Here is a 22182-nt window from a genome sequence, read left to right as displayed (position 1 = left end):
GAGAGACGAAGGCCCCGATGCCCTCCCCAGTTTTGGTAGTTTACAACTTCACCTTACGTTCGTTTCAAGCGATTTCGATGAACATCGGACAATGTGTTACTTGCTACAAAGAGCTCATAATGGGCGCGCTGAAGCGCCACGCCATACATAATCTCGTGAGCGAGTCGTGGGCGGAGCATCCAGTAAGCGAATTGGGCAAACGTCAAAGTCGTATTCAATCGTCCTAGTCGCCGCGACGATTGAAAAGTTCTAGCCAACGCTCAAGAGACATCACTGGCGTAACGTCGCAGTAACATTGTTTGAGATTGGCACTGTTGTTGCACTTGCAATGCAGCGGAAGCATGCGAGCGAATCAACGAGCGTGGCGACATGGCGCGAGCGGGAGGGTAATGGGATGGAAGAGCAATTGGCATGAAGGATCTGAACGACGACAAGAACCTACGGGACACGGAAACTCTACTTTGTCACCTCGGCCGCGCGCCGGCGGAACACGCGGGGATGGTGAATGTGCCGATCTACCGCGGCTCAACCATTATTTCGGAAACCTTAGAGGAATGGGACGACCGGAATAAAGACAATCCTAGCTACGGTCGTTTTGGCTCGCCCCTGTCGCGCGCGCTTGAGGCTGCCATCTGCAAGCTAGAGGGCGGCTTTCGTTCGATTCTCTTCCCATCAGGGCAATCGGCTTGTACTCACTCGCTGCTGGCCTGTGTAAAAGCGGGCGACGCTGTCCTGATCAGCGACGGCGTCTACGCGCCCGTGAGAGCCTTCGCGGACAACGTTCTCTCGAGGCTGCACATTGAGGTGCGATATTTCTGTCCAACCAAGCCGTCAGAATTGGCCGCGAAGATCAGCGCAAATACACGCGCCATCTATTTGGAATCGCCATCGTCCATGACCTTCGAGGTTCAAGATGTGCCGGCACTCGCGGCCATTGCACATCTGTCGAACGCTCTTGTGATTATGGACAATACGTGGGCGACACCTCTGTATTTCAGGCCGTTCGAGCACGGTGTCGACATTTCGATTCAAGCTGCGACGAAGTATATTGTTGGCCATTCCGATGCGTTGCTTGGCGTTGCAACAGCGAATGAAGCGGCATGGGCCGCGCTGAAATCAACTGCGCATCATTTCGGCGAAATTGGCGGACCAGATGATATCTATCTGGCCCTCCGGGGACTTCGTACCCTAGCTTTGCGCATGAAGCGGCATTGGGAAAACGGCGTTGTTCTGGCGCAAAGCCTGCAAACCCACCCAGCAGTCGACAGGGTATTGCACCCGGCGCTTCCCGATGATCCTGGCCATGTTATTTGGAAGAGAGACTTTCTGGGTGCCGGTGGACTCTTTGGGGTTGTTCTAAAGCCGATGTCACGGCCGCAACTTTCGGTTCTCTTCCGTCGCCTACGTATCTTTGGAATTGGTTTGTCCTGGGGCGGGTACGAAAGTCTCGCGTTGCTCTCGGAGCCACCGAAACGAACGGAAACCTCGCTTGCGTTCCCCGGACCGCTGATTCGCATACACGCGGGCATGGAAAATCCCAGCGAGCTGATCGCGGACATGCATAACGCACTGAACGCCGCCCGCGAAGCTGCAGGTAATGGCATCGTGACCCGAGAAGAGAGCGAGCTCGTCAGTGAATGTCAAATAGTCAGTTAGACCTGGTGTTTGATCCTAGGTCGGATTTTCGCGGTACCTCAAGGCTGCCGCACTGGCGCTCGGTCAGCGGCCCCTCGTGGAATTCGTGTTATGCAACTGGGAGGTAGCTGCCAGGCCCCAACCTGATGCACCCACGGCAATCTCACCCCGTGAGATATGACCTGGCCTAGCCGCGAACCCAGCCGCTCTCGCGCGGGTCATCAATCCACTCGATGCTCCGGTTGCTCGCATCGGAGAGGCCATTCGGAAGATCACTCTCGTTCCAACGCCGTGCTGGATTCCAAACTCAGCAACAGCGTTGGCAGAACTGCGACAATGTGTCTCGCGACGAGAAGTCGGTGTCAAAGCGCGAATGCCTCGTAGGTTTCACGGCCATGAATTTTCGACTGCAATTCAGTCGTTGCCGGAATGATTTTCGAAGCGCGTGCGAGCCACCAGATCGAGCCAGGCCCTCGCGGCATGCGACAGATGGGCGCCGCGCCGCCAGATCATCGCAATGCGCCAGTCCGTATCGGCTTCGTCGAGCGGAACGCGGACGATCGAAAGATGTGCGCGTTGCTCGGCAATCATCCGTGGCAGAAAGGCGACGCCCATGCCCGCAGCCGCAAGCTCGACGATGAAGTCAACCTGGCTACTCCGCGCCGCGACGCGCGGCTCAAAACCGTGCCGTCGGAAACCTTCTATAATTACGCGGTTCAATGCAAATCCGGTTTCAAAGAGAATGAGCGGAAGCTCCCGCAAGGCCGGAATATCAAGGGATCGACACCGTGAAAGCTTGTGGTCAACCGGTAGCAGAACCGTGAGGGGCTCGCGCTTGACGTCCTGCCATTCAAAGCCTTCCGATACGGGAAGAAGCGAGGCGGCAAGTTCGATCTCGCCCGACAGCAAAATCTCCTCCAGGCGCTCGCATCCGTACTCGACGAGCCGGATGTCGACGCCGGGATAACTTTTGCGATAGATCGCAAATAGCTTCGCGAACAGCGTGCCGCTGCCAATCGGTGGCAAACCGAGCTTGAGAATGCCGCATTTCAGGCCGCGCAGCTCGTTCAGTTCGGAAACTAGATCATCCCGTTCTGCCAGAATCCTGATCGCACGACGATAAACAATCTCGCCGGCAGCGGTAAGTTTGCTGCGATGGCCGATCCGGTCAAGCAATGGCACACCAATCTCGTCCTCAAGCTGCCTGACCGCCTTGCTCACCGTAGACTGCGTCGCGAATACGACTTTGCCAGCCTTTGAGAACCCGCCTTGCCGTACGACCTCCACGAAAGCGCGTAATTTCCGAACGTCCATGTGAATTCCAAAGCCGAATAGACGCTAGTCGATCAATTCATTCGTTGCGCCATCGGAGTGTTCTCGAGGTGAGCTTGCGCCCCAAACTCAATCTTTGCATCGGACCCGCCAGGACAGTGCAACTCTGCGGGCCGAGAAATCCATTCTTGCGTTCGCTCGTTTGGGGCGGTTTTCTGTTCTGAACCGGTGGTCTTACATCCTGATCATGCTTTCCGGTTTGCCGCCTCGCTGTGAGCCGCGCACTGTCCTGCATGATGCTGAAGTTCCGCAGCTGCTACGCGATGTTGGTGCCGATCCAGGACGGACCGTCGGTGTGGTTTTCCGCTAGTAGCAGCATTCAGTTCGAATGCAACGGGTAATCCGGATGGCGCTTACTGGCTGAACTCTTGCGGATTGTCTCCTTCTACAAGCAACGATCGGACTTCGCGCCACACCGTTGAGGCGTGCCGAAAACGTCAGGTACGATTTCGGCCTGGCGAAGACGATCGAGCGGAGTGCCCGTTCGTGTTGTATGCAGTCTTGTGTTTTAGGCAGCGACAATGCCTTGCATGCCTTAGCGCGTCGGTGCTGGAAAAAGCTCATCTTCCGGCTGGTTCATCACGAGCTGGGCGATTCGGTGTGAGCGAAGTAGAAATGGGCTCGGCCCCGGCGTTCCAACGCTCGCGATGTTGGTTGCGCGGTCAAAATCCACAGTCGACCGGTTGCCCGCATCCTTCGCGCCAATGCGCCGAAGTGCTGCATCGAACGACGAGTCGACATGTTCATGAGGCTGGCGCGCCGCAGGTAGGTCTTTTTTTTGCCCTAACGCAGCCAAACGTCCTTGCAAGGAGCCGCGCCGCCGGCGCGATACGTCGACAGGAGAGACGGTGCAAGTTTTGCAGGTACGAAGTGGCGTCTTCGATCCAGAAGACCTTTCAGTGTTGGGGAAGATCTATGATGAGACGGTGGCGGCGCTACCTGCAAGTATGAGAACTCCCGTCAATCGAACAGAGATTGCCAAGATTGTACTTGGTCGTACCGCCGCTGGTGAGGCCGAATTGGTTCTCCTAAGAAGGCTAATGGTGGCCATTGCGTCAGTCGCTTAGTCTAGCGCTTGGATACACCATGACGACTCGTCCGACGCCATGGCAGGAGAGTGGTGCTTGTATCTTGCATGTCACTCAGCCCGCTAAGGCGCTCCCCGCAATTCGAGGTTCGATGTTGTCGACGGAAAGTTGGCAACAAAATCTCCAGGCCGTTGAAACCGCTTGAACCTCACGTGACGTTAGGTTGTAGGTTTGAGAAAGAGAAACATGACCAGACCTACAGTATTCAGGCGTCGCTGGCGACGCATCGGTGAACTTGCAGAGGCGACCGGCGTGACGGTGCGCGCGCTGCGTCATTATGAACACACGGGATTGCTTAGAGCATCGCAGCGCACGGGTGGTGGTCACCGGATTTACGACTCTGAAAGCGTTCGAAGAGTTTATCATATCCTGGCACTTCGCGAGCTTGGCTTCACTCTGCAAGAGATCCGGAAAGCGATGGAGGGCAGATCCTCGCTTCCTAACTTGTTGAGCGAGCAATTGGAGCGAGCGGAGCTTCAGGTCGCGCGCGCAACCGAGTTGCGCGATCGTTTGCGCAACATCACGAAGAATGCCGAATCGAACGTGAGTGTGGACGAACTACCTGCTCGCCTCGATGCGATGTCGCATGATGGGTGCGGACATACCCGCCGGCGTGCACGCGCTCCAGATGATGCAGATCAATAGCCGGGTAAGAGGAACAATTGGATTGCGCGGACGATCGCTCAGACAAAGGCGACGCTCTGTGCGTCCGCTAACATCCGCGACCGAGGTGCTCGAAACCACTGCAAGCCTTACCGCAAGAACAAACCACAGTTAGGAACGTCAAATGGCCTTCTTTAGCAAAAGTTCGGTTGCCGGCGCGGTGGTCCTTGCTTCTGTATTGGTTTCGGTCGCGTCCGCTGACGATATCTATATTGCAGTAGCGGGTCCCATGACGGGCAGCAACGCCGCGGTTGGTGCGCAGATGCAGTATGGCGCTAATGCGGCCGTGGACGATTTGAATTCTTCCGGAGTGTTTCTCGATACAAAGATCAGATTGATTGTTGCCGACGACGCCTGCGATCCTAAGCAAGCCGTGGCGGTCGCAAATCGATTGGTGTCAGATCAGGTCAGGTTGGTCGTTGGCCACTTTTGCTCCTCTTCATCAATTCCCGCCTCCGACGTTTACGATGAAGCAGCAATTATCCAGATTTCGTCTGGATCAACTAATCCTCAACTGACCGAGCGAGGCCTCAAGACGGTTTTTCGGATCTGCGGCCGTGACGATCAGCAAGGCCTAGTCGCCGCCGATTATATCTTGCGGCACTATTCGAAGAGTAAGATTGCCATCCTTGATGACAAGAGCACTGCCGGGAAGGGCATTGCAGACGTTGTTGCATCTCGTCTCAATGATGCGGGTCTGCAGCCTCTGATGCGGCAAAGCTATATGGCCGGCGAGAAGGATTACACGGCGCTGGTGACGAGATTGAAGAGAGAAGCCATTCAGATCGCTTATATCGGTGGCTACTACACGGAAATCGGCTTGATCGTACGGCAAGCGGCGGACGCACAAGCCGGCTTCACGGTCATGGCTAACGATCCCTTGATGACCGGAGAGTTTTGGGCGATTGCGAGCGGTGCCGCAAACGGCACTCTCTTCACCTTCATGCCCGACGCCACCAAAAGGCCTGAGGCGGCCGACGTCGTCGCTCGACTGAAAGCATCTAGCAAGTCTCCGGAGGGCTACACGCTTTACACTTATGCTGCCGTACAAGCATGGGCCGACGCGGTGAAGCGCGCGGGCTCGTTCAACGCTATGCGCGTGGCGAAAGAACTTCGGTCGCAAGAAATTGAGACCGTGGTCGGCCAAGTTCGATTTGATGCCAAAGGTGACAATGGGTCTGCCGCCTTCGTAGTCAATCGCTGGCGCGACCACGCGGTTGAGATGGTCGAGTAGCCTCGATATTACCAGATCGATAGCCGTCACGTCGACGCCGCCGGCAGCTGATCTGACGAACCGTTCGCCAAATGGCCTCTTTGTGGCGAGTCGAGTCGATTGGAGGGAAACGAGCGCTGGCCACGAGATGCAACGTGATCAAGGGGCGGCCAAGTGCATTAATCGGAGGAGTGCCGGCCACTAAGCTGACGTCATCAAGTCCCGGCGAGAGCTGCGTGGAAAAGTCCTGATCGTGAAAAAGCGCTAGTACAGCAAGCGCTATTGACTAACCATTATCATCGACATCAGTTCTTGGAGCAAGAAGCAGGTTAGGAGCCGGAGTTGCCATTTTTTTGAGCGTCTGCAGCCGAGTCGTTAGCTGGTGAAAGGTCGTTCGATGAATGGCTTAAGCGAGTTTTGGAACTAGCGCGCCCAGGAGCTAGGCGAGCTGCCTCCTGTAACAAAACCTCGCGCATCCATATGCTCGCCGGATCGGTATTGTGGACCGAAGGCCACTGAACCGCCTCGGTAAAACCGGGAAGTGGTAGCGGAAGTGTGTTGATCCGCAGTGGCATCGTCTTTGCGAAGTATTTCACTAGCGTCAAGGGCATCGTGGCTATTCGGTTGGTGCCCACTAGCATGTGCGGGATCATGCTAAAGCTCGGCACGACGAGCTCAACCCGTCGCCTGAGGCCGTGCTCTCTCATGTACCAATCGTCGATGGAGGGCACTCGCGAACGGCCAAATTTGACCGCAACGTGCCCCATCGACATGTATCGTCCGAATGTAAGCTGCCGAGACAGATGCTTGTTCGAACGGCAACCGACGCACACAATTGTCTCGTCAAAGAGGGCCGCCCTGGGGTGCGTATGCGACATGTATACCTCAGGCACGATAAGAAAGTCGATTTCTGCGCGTTCGAGCGGGTGATCGAACGGGTCCGCGAGAGGCATCAACTCGAACCGTATTCCGGGAGCTTCTCGTGCGACGCGCTCGACGACGTTTCGGAACAACACGATCGTAGCAAAGTCCGACAGGCAGATTCTAAAACGGCGGTCGGATTCACTCGGCTTGAACGTATCCCGCGACGTAATCGAGACCTGGATGTGGAGCAGAGCCTCCCGAGTTGGAGCGGCGAGGGCTTCCGCACGCGGGGTCGGGATAAGCTCGCGCCCCCTCATCGTAAAGAGCTCGTCTCGGAAGTAAGTGCGCAGTCGGCCGACTGCCGCGCTCATGGCCGGTTGACTCAAATTTATGCTGCGTGCTGCCGCCGTGAGATTGCGCTCGGTCATGAGAGCATCGAGCGCGACGAGGAGATTTAGATCAAGGCCTCGGAAACGCATTGTCACCTATCCGCAATGTAGATGTTTCTCATCCAAACAATCGATTTTACCAGTTCGCTCAGCGCCAGCTAGGAAAGCTGACAGACTTTAAGAACTTGGTAGGTTTTGGAGTAGCGGAGCGTGACGCGGCAGATCGCAGAAGATGGCGACGAGGCTCCGTCCGCGGCTGCGCGCAGCCTCGCTCGACGGTCGTCATTCGATCGTAACATTCGAGTACATTGTACAGAGTCCAGCATTAACCAGTCGTGCGAACGATTTACGATCGCACACGCAGTGAGCCCTCACGCTCGTCTTAAGATCATTGAACGGCACGAGGTTCGTCGCGTCCATCGAGGTCGATGCCAGAGTTTGCACGAAGCAAGTCATGGCGCGACCAACATCGTCCCGTCCCGCTTTCTCCGCATGCAGTCAGCATTCCCGCTGCGCAAGCTGGGGAGCATAACGTCGGGTGCAGCAAAGTTGCGGCACCTTCGTAAAATGCTCCCTCCTGAGAAATGCTCTACATCAACGTCCTGTTTAATAGCAACCGCACGCCGTTTAATAACGCCGCCAGGAGCGCGGTTTAAACCATCGTATACTCCCTACATACGATTCAATGGCAGGTGCCTACTCGGATATGAGTGGGTAAATGGGCGCTCCTTCGATAGCTTCCGTGTTGCGCAGAGACGTCGCGAAGAATTGGCGTTCACGCGTAATAAAGAAAAACGGAAGTGCGGAATAATTCATGAAGCATTAGCGGTAGCAGAGCCGGCCGTTACTCGCCTGAAGGAGAGGACGGCGACATTTAGCTGCGGTACGTTCAAGATCGGAAGTATCCAAAAAGGCTTGCTCCTCGCACGTCGCGCCTCAAACGCCGTCGGCAAGTCAACATCATTCACAGTCTCTGACGACACCATGGAACGAGCGCCATCGCACTGCTCGTCGCTCGCCTGATGCGTGCTTCAGGAACGCTGCAAGAAGCAGGAGATCCTTTCATGCGCCCTCAACTCCAGTGGAGGACGTGCTGGGAAAACGACTTACAGCTCGCCGACCACGTCGAGATCTCCGAGTTCTTTCGCAATGCCTACGGGCGAACCGGGGTATTTAACGCAAAACCCTTTGAAGGCGATCGAAGCTGGGCCGGCGCGAGACCCGAGCTCCGTGTAATTGGCTACGATGATCGCGGTGTGGCGGCTCATATCGGCGCGCTGCGCCGGTTCATCAAGGTCGGCGAAGTCGATCTGTTAGTCGCTGAACTCGGACTATACGCGGTACGGCCGGACCTCGAAGGACTTGGAATCTCGCACTCTATGCGCGTGATGTATCCAGTGCTGCAGGAGCTTGGCGTGCCGTTCGGGTTCGGTACGGTTCGACATGAACTCAAAGAGCATATCCACCGGCTACTCGGCCGCCCAGGGTTGGCGACGATTATTCCGGGCATTCGCGTGCGGTCCACTCTTGCGGATATCTATGACAACCTGCCGCCAACTCGCGTCGATGATGCACTCCTCGTAGTGTTTCCGATAGCGAGGTCCATGAGCGAGTGGCCGCCTGGTACAATCATCGAGCGAAACGGGCCAGAGCTGTGAAACACGCCAATTTAGCCTTCGATGCGCGCCGCAAGCGCGCCGAGGATACGGTCGGCTGCGGCGTCTATTTGACGTTTGATGACGGGCCTAATTCCTATTGTACGCCGGATATTCTCGATGTGCTGGCGGAATTTCGTGCACCAGCGACGTTCTGCGTAGTCGGCACATATGCGGCGAATGAGCCGAGGCTGATCCGACGGATGATCGCGGAGGGACACGAGGTCGCAAATCACACGATGACGCATCCGGACCTATCCAAATGCAAACCGGATGAAGTGCAATATGAGATACTAGCGGCGAGCGGCGCTATCAGATGGGCGTGCCCGCAGGCGTCAGTGCGACACGTGCGTGCGCCTTATGGCGTCTGGACCGAAGAAGTGCTGGCGATGTCAGCGAAGGCCGGCCTGGCTGCACTTCCCTGGTCAGTCGACCCGCGCGACTGGTCCTGCCCCGGCGTCGATGCGATCGTCGATGCAGTGCTAACAACCGTCCGTCCCGGTGCAATTGTGCTCCTGCACGATGGATGCCCGCCCGACGAGTTGGGACGGGGCATTCGTGCCGATCGGCGCAAGCAGACCCTGAAGGCGCTCCCCAAACTTATTCCAGCCCTGCGGGATCGCGGATTTGCGATCTGCCCGCTTCCCGAACTTCACTGAACAAACCAAGTCCCATGAATCTGATTGACACAGCTAGCACTGTTATCGTTTCGTCTTATGCGCTGCTCTCAGCGGTCTACAAGACCGCGCAGGCGTTCCATGCCTCGCCGACACACACGCCTTCGGTGTCGACACATGCGGTCCGCCCCGAAGCCGCGACGAGCGTGGATGTGATCGTACCATGCTTCAACGAGGATCCTCGTACGCTGTCGGCGTGTCTACAATCCATCGCAGGCCAAGACTACGTCGGACAGCTGCGCGTCTATGTGGTTGATGACGGCTCTTCGAATCGCGAGGATGTGGCGCCTGTCCATCAAGAGTTTGCGCGTGACCCAAGATTTAGCTTCATTCTGCTTCCGAAAAATGTTGGCAAGCGGAAAGCGCAGATTGCGGCGATCCGCGCCTCGTCCGGAGATCTGGTGCTGAACGTCGATTCGGACACAATACTCGCGGGCGACATGGTCGGGAAGCTTGCGCTGAGAATGCAGGATGCCGGGATCGGTGCTGCCATGGGGCAGCTGACGGCCAGCAATCGGGACGCCAGTTGGCTAACTGGCTTGATCGACATGGAGTACTGGTTGGCGTGCAACGAAGAGCGTGCAGCTCAAGCCCGTTTCGGTGCGGTCATGTGTTGCTGCGGCCCATGCGCTATGTACCGACGATCCGCACTCGATTTGCTGCTGGATCAATACGAAGCGCAATACTTTCGAGGGAAGCCAAGCGATTTCGGCGAGGATCGTCATCTCACGATCCTTATGTTGAAAGCGGGATTTCGAACTGAATACGTTTCCGACGCCTACGCCGCGACGCTCGTTCCGGATAGGTTAAGCCCCTATCTGCGCCAACAGCTTCGCTGGGCTCGGAGTACGTTCCGCGACACACTGCTTGCGTTGCGCCTTTTACCAGGTCTCGACCCATACCTGACACTAGATGTTATCGGGCAGAACCTCGGACCGCTGCTTCTGGCGTTTTCGGTTGTAACGGGCATGGCGCAGGTCGCAGTCACGGGTACCGTGCCATGGTGGACAGTTCTGATGATCGCATCAATGACCATGGTGCGATGCGCCGTAGCGTCCTTTCGTGCTCGTCAACTTCGGTTTTTAGCGTTTTCCCTGCATACGCCCATCAACATCTTTCTGCTACTTCCAGTAAAAGCGTATGCCTTGTGTACGTTGAGCAACAGCGATTGGCTCTCACGCAAGCCGGCCAAGACCCTCGGGGCTGGCGGAGAACAGGTGGTCAAGCAAAGCCAGCAGCCTCAATCAGACCCAGCGATGCCGGTCCGCAAGCGGGATGGCTCGCGCCGTCCTTCTGGCGGTGACGGGGCTGCGCTTGTGGCGAGTGACGGTGCGGACTGAGGAGCGGCTGGCCATGAAGTTGGATGAGACTCATTCATCGTTGGATCGAGAGCTGGCTGCCGATGATCCCTGGCAACTGGACGGCAATCCGTTCGAGCGTGAGCGTCACGCGCAAATGCTGCGGCTTTCGCTTTCCAATGGCTTTATCAGGAATGCGCTCGAAGTCGGATGCGCTGCAGGCGCGTTCACGGAAAAGTTGGCGCCTAACTGCGACCGACTTACAGTGGTCGATGTCGCGCCGCGAGCGATCGCTCGGGCAAGTGTCCGGACGAAGCAATGGTCACACATCAGTTGGGTTGTCTCCGACATCGAACATTTCTCGAGAGCCGAGCCGTTCGAGTTGATCGTGGTGGCCGAAGTCCTCTATTACCTCCGCGATGTCGCCGAGATGCGTGCGGCCATCGGCAATTTGATACGCATGCTTGCGCCGAATGGTCATCTGGTTTTCGGATCAGCGCGTGATGCCACTTGCCGTCGCTGGGGCCATGCTGCCGGCGCAGAGACGATCATCGCGATGTTGAGCGAGACATTGGTCGAGGTCGAGCGGGTGCAATGCCAAGGTGAGTCGGCCAACGAAGACTGTTTGCTCGCTTGTTTTCGCAGTTCGAACCGCTCGTCGTTTCCATTCAAAAGCCAATCTTAGCATGAGGCACTATGCGCATCTGTGGCATCAAGCTGACGCATGACGGGTCCGTCGCTCTTGTGGAGGACGGACGTCTGGTGTTTTGCATCGAACAGGAGAAACGCGACAACAATCGGCGGTACCAGACCATCGAGAATCTTGACACGGTTGTTCTTGCCTTGGCGGAACATGGGCTCACTCCCAACGATATCGATCAGTTCGTCATCGATGGCTGGGATGGCGAAGTCGAATCGGAGTTCCAGGTCTTGAGTGGGTCGGAACGTCTCACTCTCAAAGGTGCGCCGTATGTGGAACGTCCCGAGGGACTCCTCTTTTCAAACGAAGGGTCCGGCCTTGTGCTTGACGGCAAGAGTGTCTCTTACAGAAGCTATGCACACGTCACAGGCCATGTTACTTCCGCATACTGCACTAGCCCTTTTGCAAAAAATGGAGAGCCCGCCTTCTGCCTCGTGTGGGACGGCTGCATCTTTCCACGGCTCTATCATGTAGCACCTGGTGGCGGCCGCTTCCTGGAATGCCTATTCCCAATGATAGGCCATGCCTATGCCGTCGCCGGCCACCACTTTGGACCGTACCGGCAGCCTAACCGAACCAATTGGGACCTGGGTGTCGCGGGTAAACTGATGGCCTATATCGGTCTTGGTACGCCTGATGAAGACATCATAACCGTGTTTAGGAGCCTCTATGAGAAGCACTTTGCGGCAGACACGGAGTCCGCTCGGCAATACCGTGAAAACATAAGTAACGGCGAGGCGTCACTCGCGGCTACACACGACTTCTTCGCGGAAAGCGCCCTTCGATTAGACGCCAAGCGAGCCGAAGATATCCTTGCATCGTTTCATGTTTTCCTTGAGCGCCTGCTCGTGCGAGAGATGGCACTTGCGTTACTGCGGCATTCGTACTTTTCGGGGCCGCGCAACCTCTGCATAGCCGGGGGATGCGGTCTTAACATCAAATGGAACAGTGCGTTACGTGAGACCGGTCTGTTCGATGCTGTATGGGTACCGCCGTTTCCGAATGACAGTGGCTCCGCAATCGGCGCCGCTTGCTCAGCGATGGTGGCGGACAAGGGGTTTGGGCCACTAGAGTGGTCGGTCTATAGCGGCCCCGCCCTCAGAAGCGGTGATGCGTCATCGGAATGGGACGCGAGACCGTGCAGCATAAGGGAGCTTGCCGCGCTCCTTGCAAGTAATAAGCCCGTGGTATTCCTCGCTGGTCGCGCCGAACTTGGACCTCGCGCCTTGGGTGGCAGAAGCATTCTTGCCGCCGCGACTTCGCCGGGAATGAAGGACTACCTCAACGACATCAAATTTCGCGAACATTTCCGCCCTGTTGCGCCAATATGCCTGGAGGACCGTGCGCCGGACATTTTCGATCCTGGAACGCCGGACCCGTACATGCTCTTCGATCATCAGACGCGGCCAGAATGGCGAGACAGGATCCCGGCCGTTGTGCACCTTGACGGATCTGCCCGACTGCAGACGATTAGCAGAACATCGCAGCAGACGGCTGTTGAGTTGCTCATTGAATATGAAAAACTCACGGGCATTCCGCTGCTTTGCAATACCAGCGCTAACCACCATGGACGTGGCTTCTTCCCCGATGTCGCAGCTGCTTGCGAGTGGGGGCGCGTCGAACACGTCTGGTGCGACGGTTTACTCTGGACAAAAATGCTCGCAACGGAGGTGCCGTCGTCCGAACGACCAGCTGAGATGGACACATGTCGAGCGTAGCTATCGACCTTGCCGCGGTAGACAAATCATATCGCGGCAAGGTCGTTGTCAACGGGTTGACATTCACTGTAGCAGCAGGAGAGTGCTTCGGATTGCTCGGCCCGAATGGCGCTGGCAAAAGCACGATTGTGCGTATGGTCCTCGGTATGGTGCCGCCGGACGCGGGCAAGATTACTGTGCTCGGCAAGCAAGTACCGGCCCACGCTCGCTTGGCGCGAGCAGGCGTGGGCGTGGTCCCGCAGTTTGATAATCTAGAGAACGAGTTCACCGTCCGCGAGAACTTGCTGGTGTTCGGGCGCTATTTCAGCATGAGCGCGCGTGAAATCGAGGCAGTCATTCCATCATTGCTTGAATTTGCCCGTCTAGAAAGCAAAGCGGATGCACGCGTTGCGGAGCTATCCGGCGGCATGAAGCGGCGGTTGGTGCTGGCACGTGCGCTGATCAACGATCCGCAACTGCTTGTTATGGATGAGCCGACGACCGGTCTCGATCCGCATGCCCGTCATCTGATCTGGGAGCGACTGCGCTCGCTACTTGCACGCGGCAAGACGATCCTGCTAACGACCCACTTTATGGAAGAGGCAGAGCGACTGTGCGATAGGCTGTGCGTACTTGAAGAAGGACGTAAGATCGCTGAAGGCGAGCCTCACACGCTCATCAACGAGCAGATTGGCTGCGATGTCATGGAGATCTATGGCGGCAATCCGCACGAATCGATTGAACTGATCAGGCCTTACGCGCAGCGCATTGAACAGAGCGGCGAGACCATCTTTTGCTATGCGCCGGATCTGGAGCCGGTGCGCAAGCAGTTGCGGGGGCGTGCGGGTTTACGTCTTCTGGAGCGTCCGCCGAACCTCGAAGATGTGTTCTTGCGCCTTACTGGACGCGAGATAGAGATATGATCAGAATGACTTACGGAGCGGCCATGCCCGCTAACGCGCGCAACTGGACCGCGGTATGGCGTCGCAACTATCTGGCCTGGAGGAAGGTCGCGCTAGCATCGCTTCTCGGAAATCTTGCCGATCCGATGACCAACCTACTTGGTCTTGGCTTTGGCCTCGGCCTAATCGTCGGCAGCGTGAACGGAACTTCTTATATCGATTTTCTGGTGGGAGGCATGGTCGCGACCAGCGCGATGACTTCCGCGAGCTTCGAAACAATTTACGCAACATTCGCCCGCATGCACACGCAACGGACCTGGGAGGCAATGCTGTGTACACAGCTGACACTCGGCGACATCCTGCTCGGTGAGGTGGCGTGGGCAGCCAGCAAGGCCGTGCTGGCCGGCACAGGAATCACAATCGTCGCCGCCGGACTGGGGTATGCGGCATGGCCATCCATGCTCTATGCGCTACCCGCTATCGCCCTCACGGGAGTCGTCTTCGCAAGTTTGGCGATGGTCATTGTATCACTGGCGCCCAGCTACGACTATTTTGTGTTTTACCAGACGCTAATCCTTACACCCATGGTGTTTCTCTGCGGCGCAGTGTTCCCGATCACGCAGTTGCCTGCCGCCTTCCAGCTCGTAGCCGCCTTGTTGCCGCTGGAGCATTCGATTGAGCTTATTCGCCCGGCGATGCTTGGCCGGCCAGCCGGCAGCGTCGGTACACATATCGGTGCACTTTGCATTTATGCGGTGGCTCCGTTCTTGTTGTCGGTTGCGCTGCTCCTCAGACGTCTGATGCGATGAGAGACCGCGGTGGAGGATTAGAACCTACGCTCGGCCCATGGTTTGGAGATTCGTGGAGCCTCCAAGGTCTCGTGTGCCGGCGTTGTCGGGCTGGTGTATGCAGCGGCAAGTGGCTGAAAGGCCGGTTGTCACAATTGAGCCTTCTACAATCAATGGAGAGTAAAGATGCTGTGTCTCGGCGTGAGCGGCGGAATAGACAAGGTTTATGAATGTCGACCCGAGCTTCCAAGCACATTCCTTCACGATGGGGCAGCTGTGCTCGTGCGCGACGGGCGTGTTATCGCGGCCGTTGAAGAAGAACGCCTCAATCGGGTCAAGCACTCTAACAAATTTCCAAGCCGTTCGATCCAATACTGCCTCGAAGCGGCAGGTGTTGGACTGGGCGACGTTGATCGCATCGCGTTCTATGCAACCGAAGCCTACTGCAATACGATGCTCGAGCGCCTGTTCGTTTCGCAGCCGTCCGACGCTATTCCGATCGATGCCAGGCTTTTGCTGCGAACGATGCTGGCTCAGGAGTTCAACACCGAGCTTGATCCGACCCGTATCTCATTCGTAAGTCACCACCAGGCGCACGCGATAAGCGCATTCGCAATGTCCGGATTTGAAAAAAGTCTGGTCCTTGCAATCGATGGCGGTGGTGAGTTCCTCTCCGGCCTCGTGGCCATCGGAGACGGAAGCGAGGTTAACCAACTCGAGAGCTTCCCGGAGAGCAACTCTTTGGGGCTGTTTTATCTCGAGACGATACGATACCTCGGTTACAGCTTATTCGACGAGTACAAAGTCATGGGCCTTGCCCCGTACGGGGATCCTGTTCCTTATCGCAAGCTGTTCGAGCAGTTCTATGAACTGGGAGATTACGGCGGCTACCGGGTCCACCTGGATCGCATCGGTCCGGCGTTGGTCCGCAATATTCAGGTTCGGCGGAAGGGAATGCCATTCACTCAGCAACACCGCGATGTCAGCGCTTCGTTGCAGGAAGCGCTCGAACGGATCGTGTTTCACATACTTCGGCATTATCGAGAAGCCACGGGCATGACGCGCCTTTGCTTGGCTGGCGGGGTAGCTCACAACTGCACCGTGAACGGTAAGCTGCTGTATTCAGGACTTTTCGAGGATATCTTCGTGCAGCCCGCGGCGCACGATGCCGGTTGCGCGTTAGGCGCGGCACTGATGGCCTCTCGTGAGATTGGTCAATCCGCGCCGCGCGAGCGGCTCCAGGAGGTCTATTGGGGGCCCGATCTCGGGACCGAGCATTCCGTGGAGCAGGAACTGAGTGCATGGGCCGGGCACCTCGATATTGAACGCAGTGATGACGTGGCGGGTAGGGCAGCCGATTTGATGGCAAACGGCGCAGTCATTGGCTGGGTGCAGGGTCGGTCGGAGTTCGGACCACGTGCGCTCGGCAACCGCAGTATTCTCGCCGACCCGCGACCTGCAGCTAACAAGGATCGCATAAACGCGATGGTCAAGAAGCGCGAGGGCTACCGGCCGTTCGCGCCCTCCGTATTGGAGGAGGATGCTCCCGAATATTTCGATCTGCCGGCTGGTTTGAGGGAATTTCCATTCATGAACTTCGTCGTTCGCGTGCATGAGTCAAAGCGCGACTTGCTGGGAGCGATTACGCACGTTGATGGCACTGCAAGGCTGCAGACAGTGTCCCGCAAGTCAAATCCAAGCTACTGGGGCCTTATCGATGAGTTCAAGAAGCGGACGGGAATTCCAGTTGTGCTCAACACCTCCTTTAACAATAATGCCGAACCGATCGTGGATTCGGTTGCAGACGCCGTCGCCACATTTCTGACGACCGAGCTCGATGCTCTTGTAGTTGGGCCGTTTCTGGTCAGAAAGCGAGCTGTGACGCTTGACGATTGGACGTCGCTTGCGGTTTCATTGCCACCTTATGCATCCCTGTATCGCGTTCGCGCTCACACCGCACGAGATCGGCAAGAGACGGTATGCGAGGTCCGCACCACGGTTTCCGGCGGTGGCGCAGTCCGTATCTCAGATGAGCTGTTCGATCTGCTGATGGGGGTCAAGGGCGAAGCCGTCCTCCGTGACCTCTTCGATTCTATGGTCTTGGACCACACGAAGCGTGAGGCGCTGGTCGAAGAACTGAGAGGCCTGTGGGAGCAACGGCGGGTTCGCCTGCATCCACCCTCATGCGCTACTCACTTGAAGAGTGACTCCCATCAGATGACAGAACTAGCATAAGCGCACTCACCAGGGTGGGGCAAATCTCGAAGCATGGGCGGCGAGGCCCGGGGGAAGAGCGTACTCCGGTGATAGCGCTCCTATGCGGAGGAGCCGATGGACCTGCTCAATGTTGTGTCGAACACCATTGTTCGAGCTGATAGTCATTCGGTCCTAAGTAGCTCATCAGGAGTTGCCGGGTCGTGAAGCATGGCGACAGGCTCGGGCTAAAGTTTGCGCGACCTGCTGATCGATCAGGTACGTTGCGACGAGGTTAAAATGCTTGATGACGGAGTTAGGAAGGAAAGGTTCGTCGTTTCTCGGCGGCGTACTGGGCTCGGCGATTGTCTATGGTCGCTGGCGGCAGCTTGGCAGTACGCCAAACGGACAGGCCGTACACTGGTCATCGATTGGCGGGACTCTTGCTATCTCGGTCAACCCTTCACCAATGCGTTTCCGGTATTCTTCGAACAAATTGATGAGATCGCCGGCGTACGTGTGATCTGTGATGATCAGGTCAACAATCTCTCACTTCCCGGACCATTCTTTCCAACGTGGTGGAATCGGCCAACGATCGACTGCGTGTATCGACCAGATGAGCAGATCTTCCGGGAGCGCGACGAGCTGAGGCAGCTTTTCGAGTCGAAGGACGATACAGACGCGAATACCGTGGTGTGCGATGCGTGTTTGATGTGGGCTTGTGATGAGGACGCCGAGCGACAAGTGTTTCGAAGCATCAAACTGCGGTCTGAAATTCAGGCGCGGATCAACGCGATATATCAGGAACACCTTGAGGGGTGCAGTGTAGTCGGCGTTCATGTTCGACATGGCAATGGCGAAGATATCATGGGGCACAGGCCCTACTGGGCCGATCCGGAGGTTGCCTTGCGGCAGGTGTGCACTGCCATCCAAAAAGCTAAAGCGCTGCCCCATGCAAAGCCAGCGAAGGTCTTTTTGTGCACGGATAGCCCGAAAGTTCGTGATCAAATCTCGGCCAAGTTCCCCGACCTCTTTACGATCTCGAAGCGCTTTCAAGCGGATCAAGCCGGCCCGTTACACAGTGCCGAGCTAGGAGCGGACGGCGGATCTTCGGCTCTTATCGAGATGTACCTTCTCGGGCGATGCGACACCGTAATTCGTTTTCCCCCGACGAGCGCCTTTACGCGCTATGCTCGACTTGTCGCGCCCCGCATTATTGAGTTCGATTTGAATGATCCGGCGCATTTAATCCTGATTGAAGAGCCGGCTAAAGGCTACCCGATCTCATAAGCCGCATAACGCTGGCTCTCGCTGATCATACGGCGTCGTCGCGTGTCCTCTTACTTCCTCGGGGCGAGCGCTCTTGCCGAGGCTTAAACGGCACGGTGCCTGCGCAGCAGATTGCCTGGCTTCGTAACGATTCCTGCCGATTATACCCCGCGTGGCGACCCGTAGATGAAGCGCGTCCCGCAAGGCCATGTCGATTGCCGCTGAGCGGACATACGTCTTCGCGTCGACGAACGGCCTGTTGGAGATCAAGTGTGTCTCTAGAGCGCACCGAAAGCAAAAAAAAGGCGCCAACCGCTGAAACGACGCGCCTTCACGGCATGTCGCTCGCGCAGCGGCCTAGCCGATAAATCTGACCTAATCGGCTGCTTGCGTCTGGTTGGCAATCCCGGCCGGTGTGGTCAAGGCAATGAACACCGGGCTGCTTGACTGTCCTGCGCATCCAAAAGATCGGTGCCATCAATTCAAGGAACGCGCTCGCGGACGTGATGTTCGTCGGTTAGCTCACAAATTGCCTGCCTTTGGATGCATTGAAGGGTTTCGGACAAAAAAGCACCCCTTTGCGGTTGCGCAAGCCCGAAAAAGACAATGGTGCACATGCCTGCCGGCAGCATTTCGGGAGTTCGAAGAGGCACGAATACACGGCAAGTGCTGGGGTCTGAAGGACCCCGCGCGCCTGATGGCCGGAAGGGACTAAGCCGTTTGCGCGCGTGACATTGTCTCCCATCGTGCCAACGTCTTGTGTAATCCGACTGGTCCAAATCCTGCACTCACCTAGGCGTGAGTGAATGGACAACGACAAAAGAAGGAAAGATATCGTTCATTTATCGGCATGTCGTACGAGAGCGCGCTCCGGCGTCATTGTCGGAAATGGACGTTAGGGTCCGTTTCACGTTGCCGAAAGTTCATGCAGAATGCAGCACGTTTGGAAAAGAGGATCTAGTGCTCGGCGAAGACCGGGGTCACCTAGATCATGATCCATGACGGTGGAATAGATATGATCGGTTTCGCTCACACAGAAGATATCGCCCATTGTCGCTAAATGGACGTCGGTTGTGTTCGAAGAGTTTCCGCCCAATTGTTTGAAGGAACGTGAACCGAATGAAAGCCCCTTCTTTATCGTCGTGCCATGAAAAGATGTTATATCTTAGCGCCATCAGAATTAGCGCGAGATCGAGCGTGAGATGCAAGACGATGTTTCGAAGTGCCAACTAACTGGATGTAGGGAGAATAAGGGCGGCGTCGACGTTGTAGGAGTGCAGATTGATTCCGAATGCGAGTGGCAAGGCCCGGAAGCCGGATCGAACCTTCCCGTGATCCTGCCATTGAACGAGATCGCACTTAGAGGAGTGTTCGAAATATCGAACATGCTCGCCAGCCCGTCGCGGCTCGAAGTCGCGTTGGCAAATGTCATCGATTTGCTGCAGTCCTCTTTGCAGATGCGACATGGTGTCGTGTCTCTCATGGCAGACGATGATGTGCCCGAGATTGCAGTCGGCGCTGGCTGGACCGAAGGAAGCGATGAGCGCTACCGTACGCGCCTGCCGCAAAAGGCGATTGAGGAGATCGTGACAACGGGCATGCCGTTCGTCGCTGAAGACATCGCCAAGCATCCGGCCTTTAGCGCAGCTGATTTGAACGTACTCGGCGTATCCGATCACATGCGATTGTCGTTCATTGGGGTTCCTATCAGCGTCGATGGAAAGGTGGTTGGCACCCTATCTATAGAGCGTGTGCCGGACCTGGACTCGATGTTCCCACTCGATTCCGATATCCGGCTACTCACCATGATCGCGAACCTGATAGGGCAGGCGGTGAAGCTCCATCGGTTGGTCGCGCGCGACCGCAAACGCCTCATGGCGGAGAGCTATCGATGGCAGAAGGAACTGCTTGAATTTAAGCAGCCTGCGCGGGAGCGTAAGAAGGTTCACATCGATGGTATTATCGGTACCAGCCCGGCGTTGCGCGCACTGCTCGACAAGATCGCGGTGGTGGCCAAGTCGAATGTGACGGTTCTTTTGCGAGGTGAATCAGGCACCGGCAAGGAGCTGGTTGCCAAGGCAATCCACGAGCTATCCCCGCGTGCCAAGCGGCCGTTCATCAAAATGAACTGCGCCGCGCTGCCTGAGACGGTGCTGGAATCCGAATTGTTCGGGCATGAAAAAGGAGCCTTTACCGGGGCCCTTAATTCACGCAAAGGACGCTTCGAGCTTGCCGACAAGGGAACGCTGTTTCTCGACGAGATTGGCGAGATCTCAGGCTCGTTTCAGGCAAAGTTGCTGCGGGTTCTTCAGGAGCAAGAGTTCGAACGGGTCGGTAGTGGTCACACCATGAAAGTTGACGTCCGAGTGATCGCTGCAACCAACAAGGACCTGGAGGGGGCGGTGTCAAAAAGCGAGTTTCGCGCCGACCTCTACTATCGTATTAGCGTAGTTCCATTGCTTCTGCCCCCGCTCCGGGAAAGGCGCAGCGACATTCCGCTGCTTGCCACTGAGTTTCTCAAAAACTTCAACAGCGAGAACAGTCGTACACTAACGTTCGATCCGGATGCCGTGGACGTGCTGATGAATTGTGGGTTTCCGGGCAATGTTCGTGAACTCGAGAATTGCGTTCAGCGGACCGCAACACTGGCGCCGGGGCCATTCATTGTCAGAAGCGATTTCGCTTGCTGTCATGGTCAGTGTCTTTCCGCCCTACTATGGAAAAGCGGATTGGACGAAGCGAAGCCGCGCTCCCCGCTGATCAGTGTGCTATCGCCCGAGCCAGCTAGGCCAATCCCCGACGCCACCGCGTCGGTTGCGGTTCTGACTCCGCCTGTCCTGGCCGAGCCGGTTGCCGGTAACATCTTGAGCGGTTCGAAGTTGACGGATCGCGAGCGCCTCATTGCTGCCATGGAGAAGGCTGGCTGGGTGCAGGCAAAGGCGGCGCGCCTACTCGGACTAACGCCGCGCCAAATCGGCTACGCGCTGAGGAAATACGGCATCGAAATTAAGCGCCTGTGAGTAGCTGCTGAGCTCGTTAGGATGTGAGTTTGTCGGCCCGCGCAATCAACGGCAGTGCTCGTAGATCTAGCCGCGGAATGCGACGATCAGCTTTGATCGGACTTCGAAAGAAGGCAGTCTGCCTCGCGCTCGCGGGGGCGGCTGTATGCTAACATTCTAGCCGGGGACGCGCAAACATCAGACGGACCTGTATGTCTACCTACTGGAAGCGGGCCGTACGGGTGCAACGGAGGCTGCAGCCAAACGAAGACCATTGCCTACCTTCAAGAGCGCCGATCCATGGTAGTTGGGACTTACGACCGCTTTCCGGGCCCCCGCGAGGACGGCACTATACTCGGCTGCCGTCCAAGTTCGGTGCGTAGATTCCATATAGCGTTGTTTGCCAGATGAAGAACATTTTTTTCGCCCGTTTCCAATGAACGCTCCAGATGGATGCGCAGCCGAGCGCGGAGCAATGCCTCCGCATTATGGGTCAGGAACGGGTCTTTCTCTACAAAACGCCATGACTTCTCAAATGCCACGCTCACCAGAGCGTCAAATCCTTGCTGCTGTTGGGGAGAAGGGTGATCCATGAGCGGAAACTCCAGTAGAATATCCTTTCGGCAACGGCACGCTGCTGGCCAGAAGTGGGACGTAGCTGGCGCTGGAACGCGTCGCGAAGCAGTCGCAATCATTCATCCCACTGAATGCATGTCGATGCGTTGATCAAGCCTATACAGGCGCTCGTTGAAGCCATGATGACTATTGGTGTTTGAAGTGGCTTGTACTTAGCGAAATTCGATATTTTAGTACCTTCAAT

The 22182-nt window shown here is 56.7% G+C and carries 14 protein-coding genes and 1 pseudogene; 13 read left to right on the top strand and 2 right to left on the bottom strand.

The window, feature by feature from the left end; all coding sequences use genetic code 11:
• Window positions 1-411: 411 nt before the first annotated feature.
• Window positions 412-1656: a cystathionine beta-lyase gene (gene metC / locus ACNJX9_RS33725; RefSeq protein WP_439406351.1), complete on the top strand. Its 1245-nt coding sequence runs from the start codon at window positions 412-414 to the stop codon at window positions 1654-1656.
• A 393-nt stretch (window positions 1657-2049) separates the two neighbouring features.
• Here the strand turns inward: metC and ACNJX9_RS33720 are convergent, their stop codons facing one another.
• Window positions 2050-2949: a LysR family transcriptional regulator gene (locus tag ACNJX9_RS33720; protein ID WP_439406349.1), complete on the bottom strand. Its 900-nt coding sequence runs from the start codon at window positions 2947-2949 to the stop codon at window positions 2050-2052.
• A 1292-nt stretch (window positions 2950-4241) separates the two neighbouring features.
• On the opposite strand from ACNJX9_RS33720, the gene ACNJX9_RS33715 reads away from it, so the two are divergent.
• Both ACNJX9_RS33715 and ACNJX9_RS33710 read left to right on the top strand, forming a co-directional pair.
• On the top strand, window positions 4242-4700 hold the full coding sequence (locus ACNJX9_RS33715) for a MerR family transcriptional regulator (RefSeq protein ID WP_083514366.1): 459 nt from the start codon (window positions 4242-4244) through the stop codon (window positions 4698-4700).
• 142 nt (window positions 4701-4842) lie between these two features.
• Window positions 4843-5952: a branched-chain amino acid ABC transporter substrate-binding protein gene (locus ACNJX9_RS33710; protein WP_439406348.1), complete on the top strand. Its 1110-nt coding sequence runs from the start codon at window positions 4843-4845 to the stop codon at window positions 5950-5952.
• A gap of 389 nt (window positions 5953-6341) precedes the next feature.
• Here the strand turns inward: ACNJX9_RS33710 and ACNJX9_RS33705 are convergent.
• Window positions 6342-7274 (bottom strand): annotated as a pseudogene (locus ACNJX9_RS33705) (LysR family transcriptional regulator); the annotation flags it as partial.
• Window positions 7275-8248: 974 nt separating this feature from the next.
• Between ACNJX9_RS33705 and ACNJX9_RS33700 the strand changes: the two are divergent.
• The 10 genes from ACNJX9_RS33700 to nifA all read left to right on the top strand — a co-directional run bounded on the left by ACNJX9_RS33700 (window position 8249) and on the right by nifA (window position 21383).
• Window positions 8249-8842, top strand: a complete 594-nt coding sequence (locus ACNJX9_RS33700) for a NodA family N-acyltransferase (protein ID WP_439406346.1) — start codon at window positions 8249-8251, stop codon at window positions 8840-8842.
• Window positions 8839-9498 carry a chitooligosaccharide deacetylase NodB gene (gene nodB / locus ACNJX9_RS33695; RefSeq protein ID WP_439406344.1) on the top strand — a complete coding sequence of 220 codons (660 nt, stop codon included), beginning with the start codon at window positions 8839-8841 and terminating at the stop codon, window positions 9496-9498. Before ACNJX9_RS33700 ends, nodB begins: the two co-directional genes overlap by 4 nt.
• A gap of 14 nt (window positions 9499-9512) precedes the next feature.
• On the top strand, window positions 9513-10856 hold the full coding sequence (gene nodC / locus ACNJX9_RS33690) for a chitooligosaccharide synthase NodC (RefSeq protein ID WP_439406342.1): 1344 nt from the start codon (window positions 9513-9515) through the stop codon (window positions 10854-10856).
• 13 nt (window positions 10857-10869) lie between these two features.
• A complete protein-coding gene (gene nodS, locus ACNJX9_RS33685) occupies window positions 10870-11499 on the top strand; it encodes a nodulation methyltransferase NodS (RefSeq protein WP_439406341.1) in 630 nt (209 codons plus the stop codon).
• An 11-nt stretch (window positions 11500-11510) separates the two neighbouring features.
• Entirely contained in the window at window positions 11511-13232 is a 1722-nt protein-coding gene (gene nodU, locus ACNJX9_RS33680) for a nodulation protein NodU (protein WP_439406340.1), read from the top strand.
• Window positions 13220-14134 (top strand): nodulation factor ABC transporter ATP-binding protein NodI, encoded by a 915-nt coding sequence (gene nodI / locus ACNJX9_RS33675; protein WP_439406339.1) that lies wholly within the window; start codon window positions 13220-13222, stop codon window positions 14132-14134. The genes nodU and nodI overlap by 13 nt, the downstream gene beginning before the upstream one ends.
• Window positions 14131-14922 (top strand): ABC transporter permease, encoded by a 792-nt coding sequence (locus ACNJX9_RS33670; protein WP_439406338.1) that lies wholly within the window; start codon window positions 14131-14133, stop codon window positions 14920-14922. Before nodI ends, ACNJX9_RS33670 begins: the two co-directional genes overlap by 4 nt.
• Before the next feature lie 165 nt (window positions 14923-15087).
• Window positions 15088-17136, top strand: a complete 2049-nt coding sequence (locus ACNJX9_RS33665; RefSeq protein ID WP_439406337.1) for a carbamoyltransferase family protein — start codon at window positions 15088-15090, stop codon at window positions 17134-17136.
• Between the two features lie 258 nt (window positions 17137-17394).
• Window positions 17395-18384, top strand: coding sequence for a nodulation protein NodZ (locus ACNJX9_RS33660; protein ID WP_439410171.1), 990 nt, complete (start codon window positions 17395-17397; stop codon window positions 18382-18384).
• Between the two features lie 1259 nt (window positions 18385-19643).
• On the top strand, window positions 19644-21383 hold the full coding sequence (nifA, locus tag ACNJX9_RS33655; RefSeq protein ID WP_439410170.1) for a nif-specific transcriptional activator NifA: 1740 nt from the start codon (window positions 19644-19646) through the stop codon (window positions 21381-21383).
• The last annotated feature ends 799 nt before the right edge of the window (window positions 21384-22182 follow it).

Source organism: Bradyrhizobium sp. BLXBL-03 (assembly GCF_051853015.1).
GTDB lineage: Bacteria > Pseudomonadota > Alphaproteobacteria > Rhizobiales > Xanthobacteraceae > Bradyrhizobium > Bradyrhizobium manausense.
The sequence above is the reverse complement of the archived record's forward strand: the minus strand, read 5'-3'. Positions and strand labels throughout refer to the sequence as shown.

Bases quoted from the DNA above. Each gene is read 5' to 3' on its own strand.
- metC (WP_439406351.1), top strand. From the start codon at position 412: ATGAAGGATCTGAACGACGACAAGAACCTACGGGACACGGAAACTCTA.
- ACNJX9_RS33720 (WP_439406349.1), bottom strand. From the start codon at position 2,949: ATGGACGTTCGGAAATTACGCGCTTTCGTGGAGGTCGTACGGCAAGGC.
- ACNJX9_RS33715 (WP_083514366.1), top strand. From the start codon at position 4,242: ATGACCAGACCTACAGTATTCAGGCGTCGCTGGCGACGCATCGGTGAA.
- ACNJX9_RS33710 (WP_439406348.1), top strand. From the start codon at position 4,843: ATGGCCTTCTTTAGCAAAAGTTCGGTTGCCGGCGCGGTGGTCCTTGCT.
- ACNJX9_RS33700 (WP_439406346.1), top strand. From the start codon at position 8,249: ATGCGCCCTCAACTCCAGTGGAGGACGTGCTGGGAAAACGACTTACAG.
- nodC (WP_439406342.1), top strand. From the start codon at position 9,513: ATGAATCTGATTGACACAGCTAGCACTGTTATCGTTTCGTCTTATGCG.
- nodS (WP_439406341.1), top strand. From the start codon at position 10,870: ATGAAGTTGGATGAGACTCATTCATCGTTGGATCGAGAGCTGGCTGCC.
- nodU (WP_439406340.1), top strand. From the start codon at position 11,511: ATGCGCATCTGTGGCATCAAGCTGACGCATGACGGGTCCGTCGCTCTT.
- nodI (WP_439406339.1), top strand. From the start codon at position 13,220: ATGTCGAGCGTAGCTATCGACCTTGCCGCGGTAGACAAATCATATCGC.
- ACNJX9_RS33670 (WP_439406338.1), top strand. From the start codon at position 14,131: ATGATCAGAATGACTTACGGAGCGGCCATGCCCGCTAACGCGCGCAAC.
- ACNJX9_RS33665 (WP_439406337.1), top strand. From the start codon at position 15,088: ATGCTGTGTCTCGGCGTGAGCGGCGGAATAGACAAGGTTTATGAATGT.
- ACNJX9_RS33660 (WP_439410171.1), top strand. From the start codon at position 17,395: ATGCTTGATGACGGAGTTAGGAAGGAAAGGTTCGTCGTTTCTCGGCGG.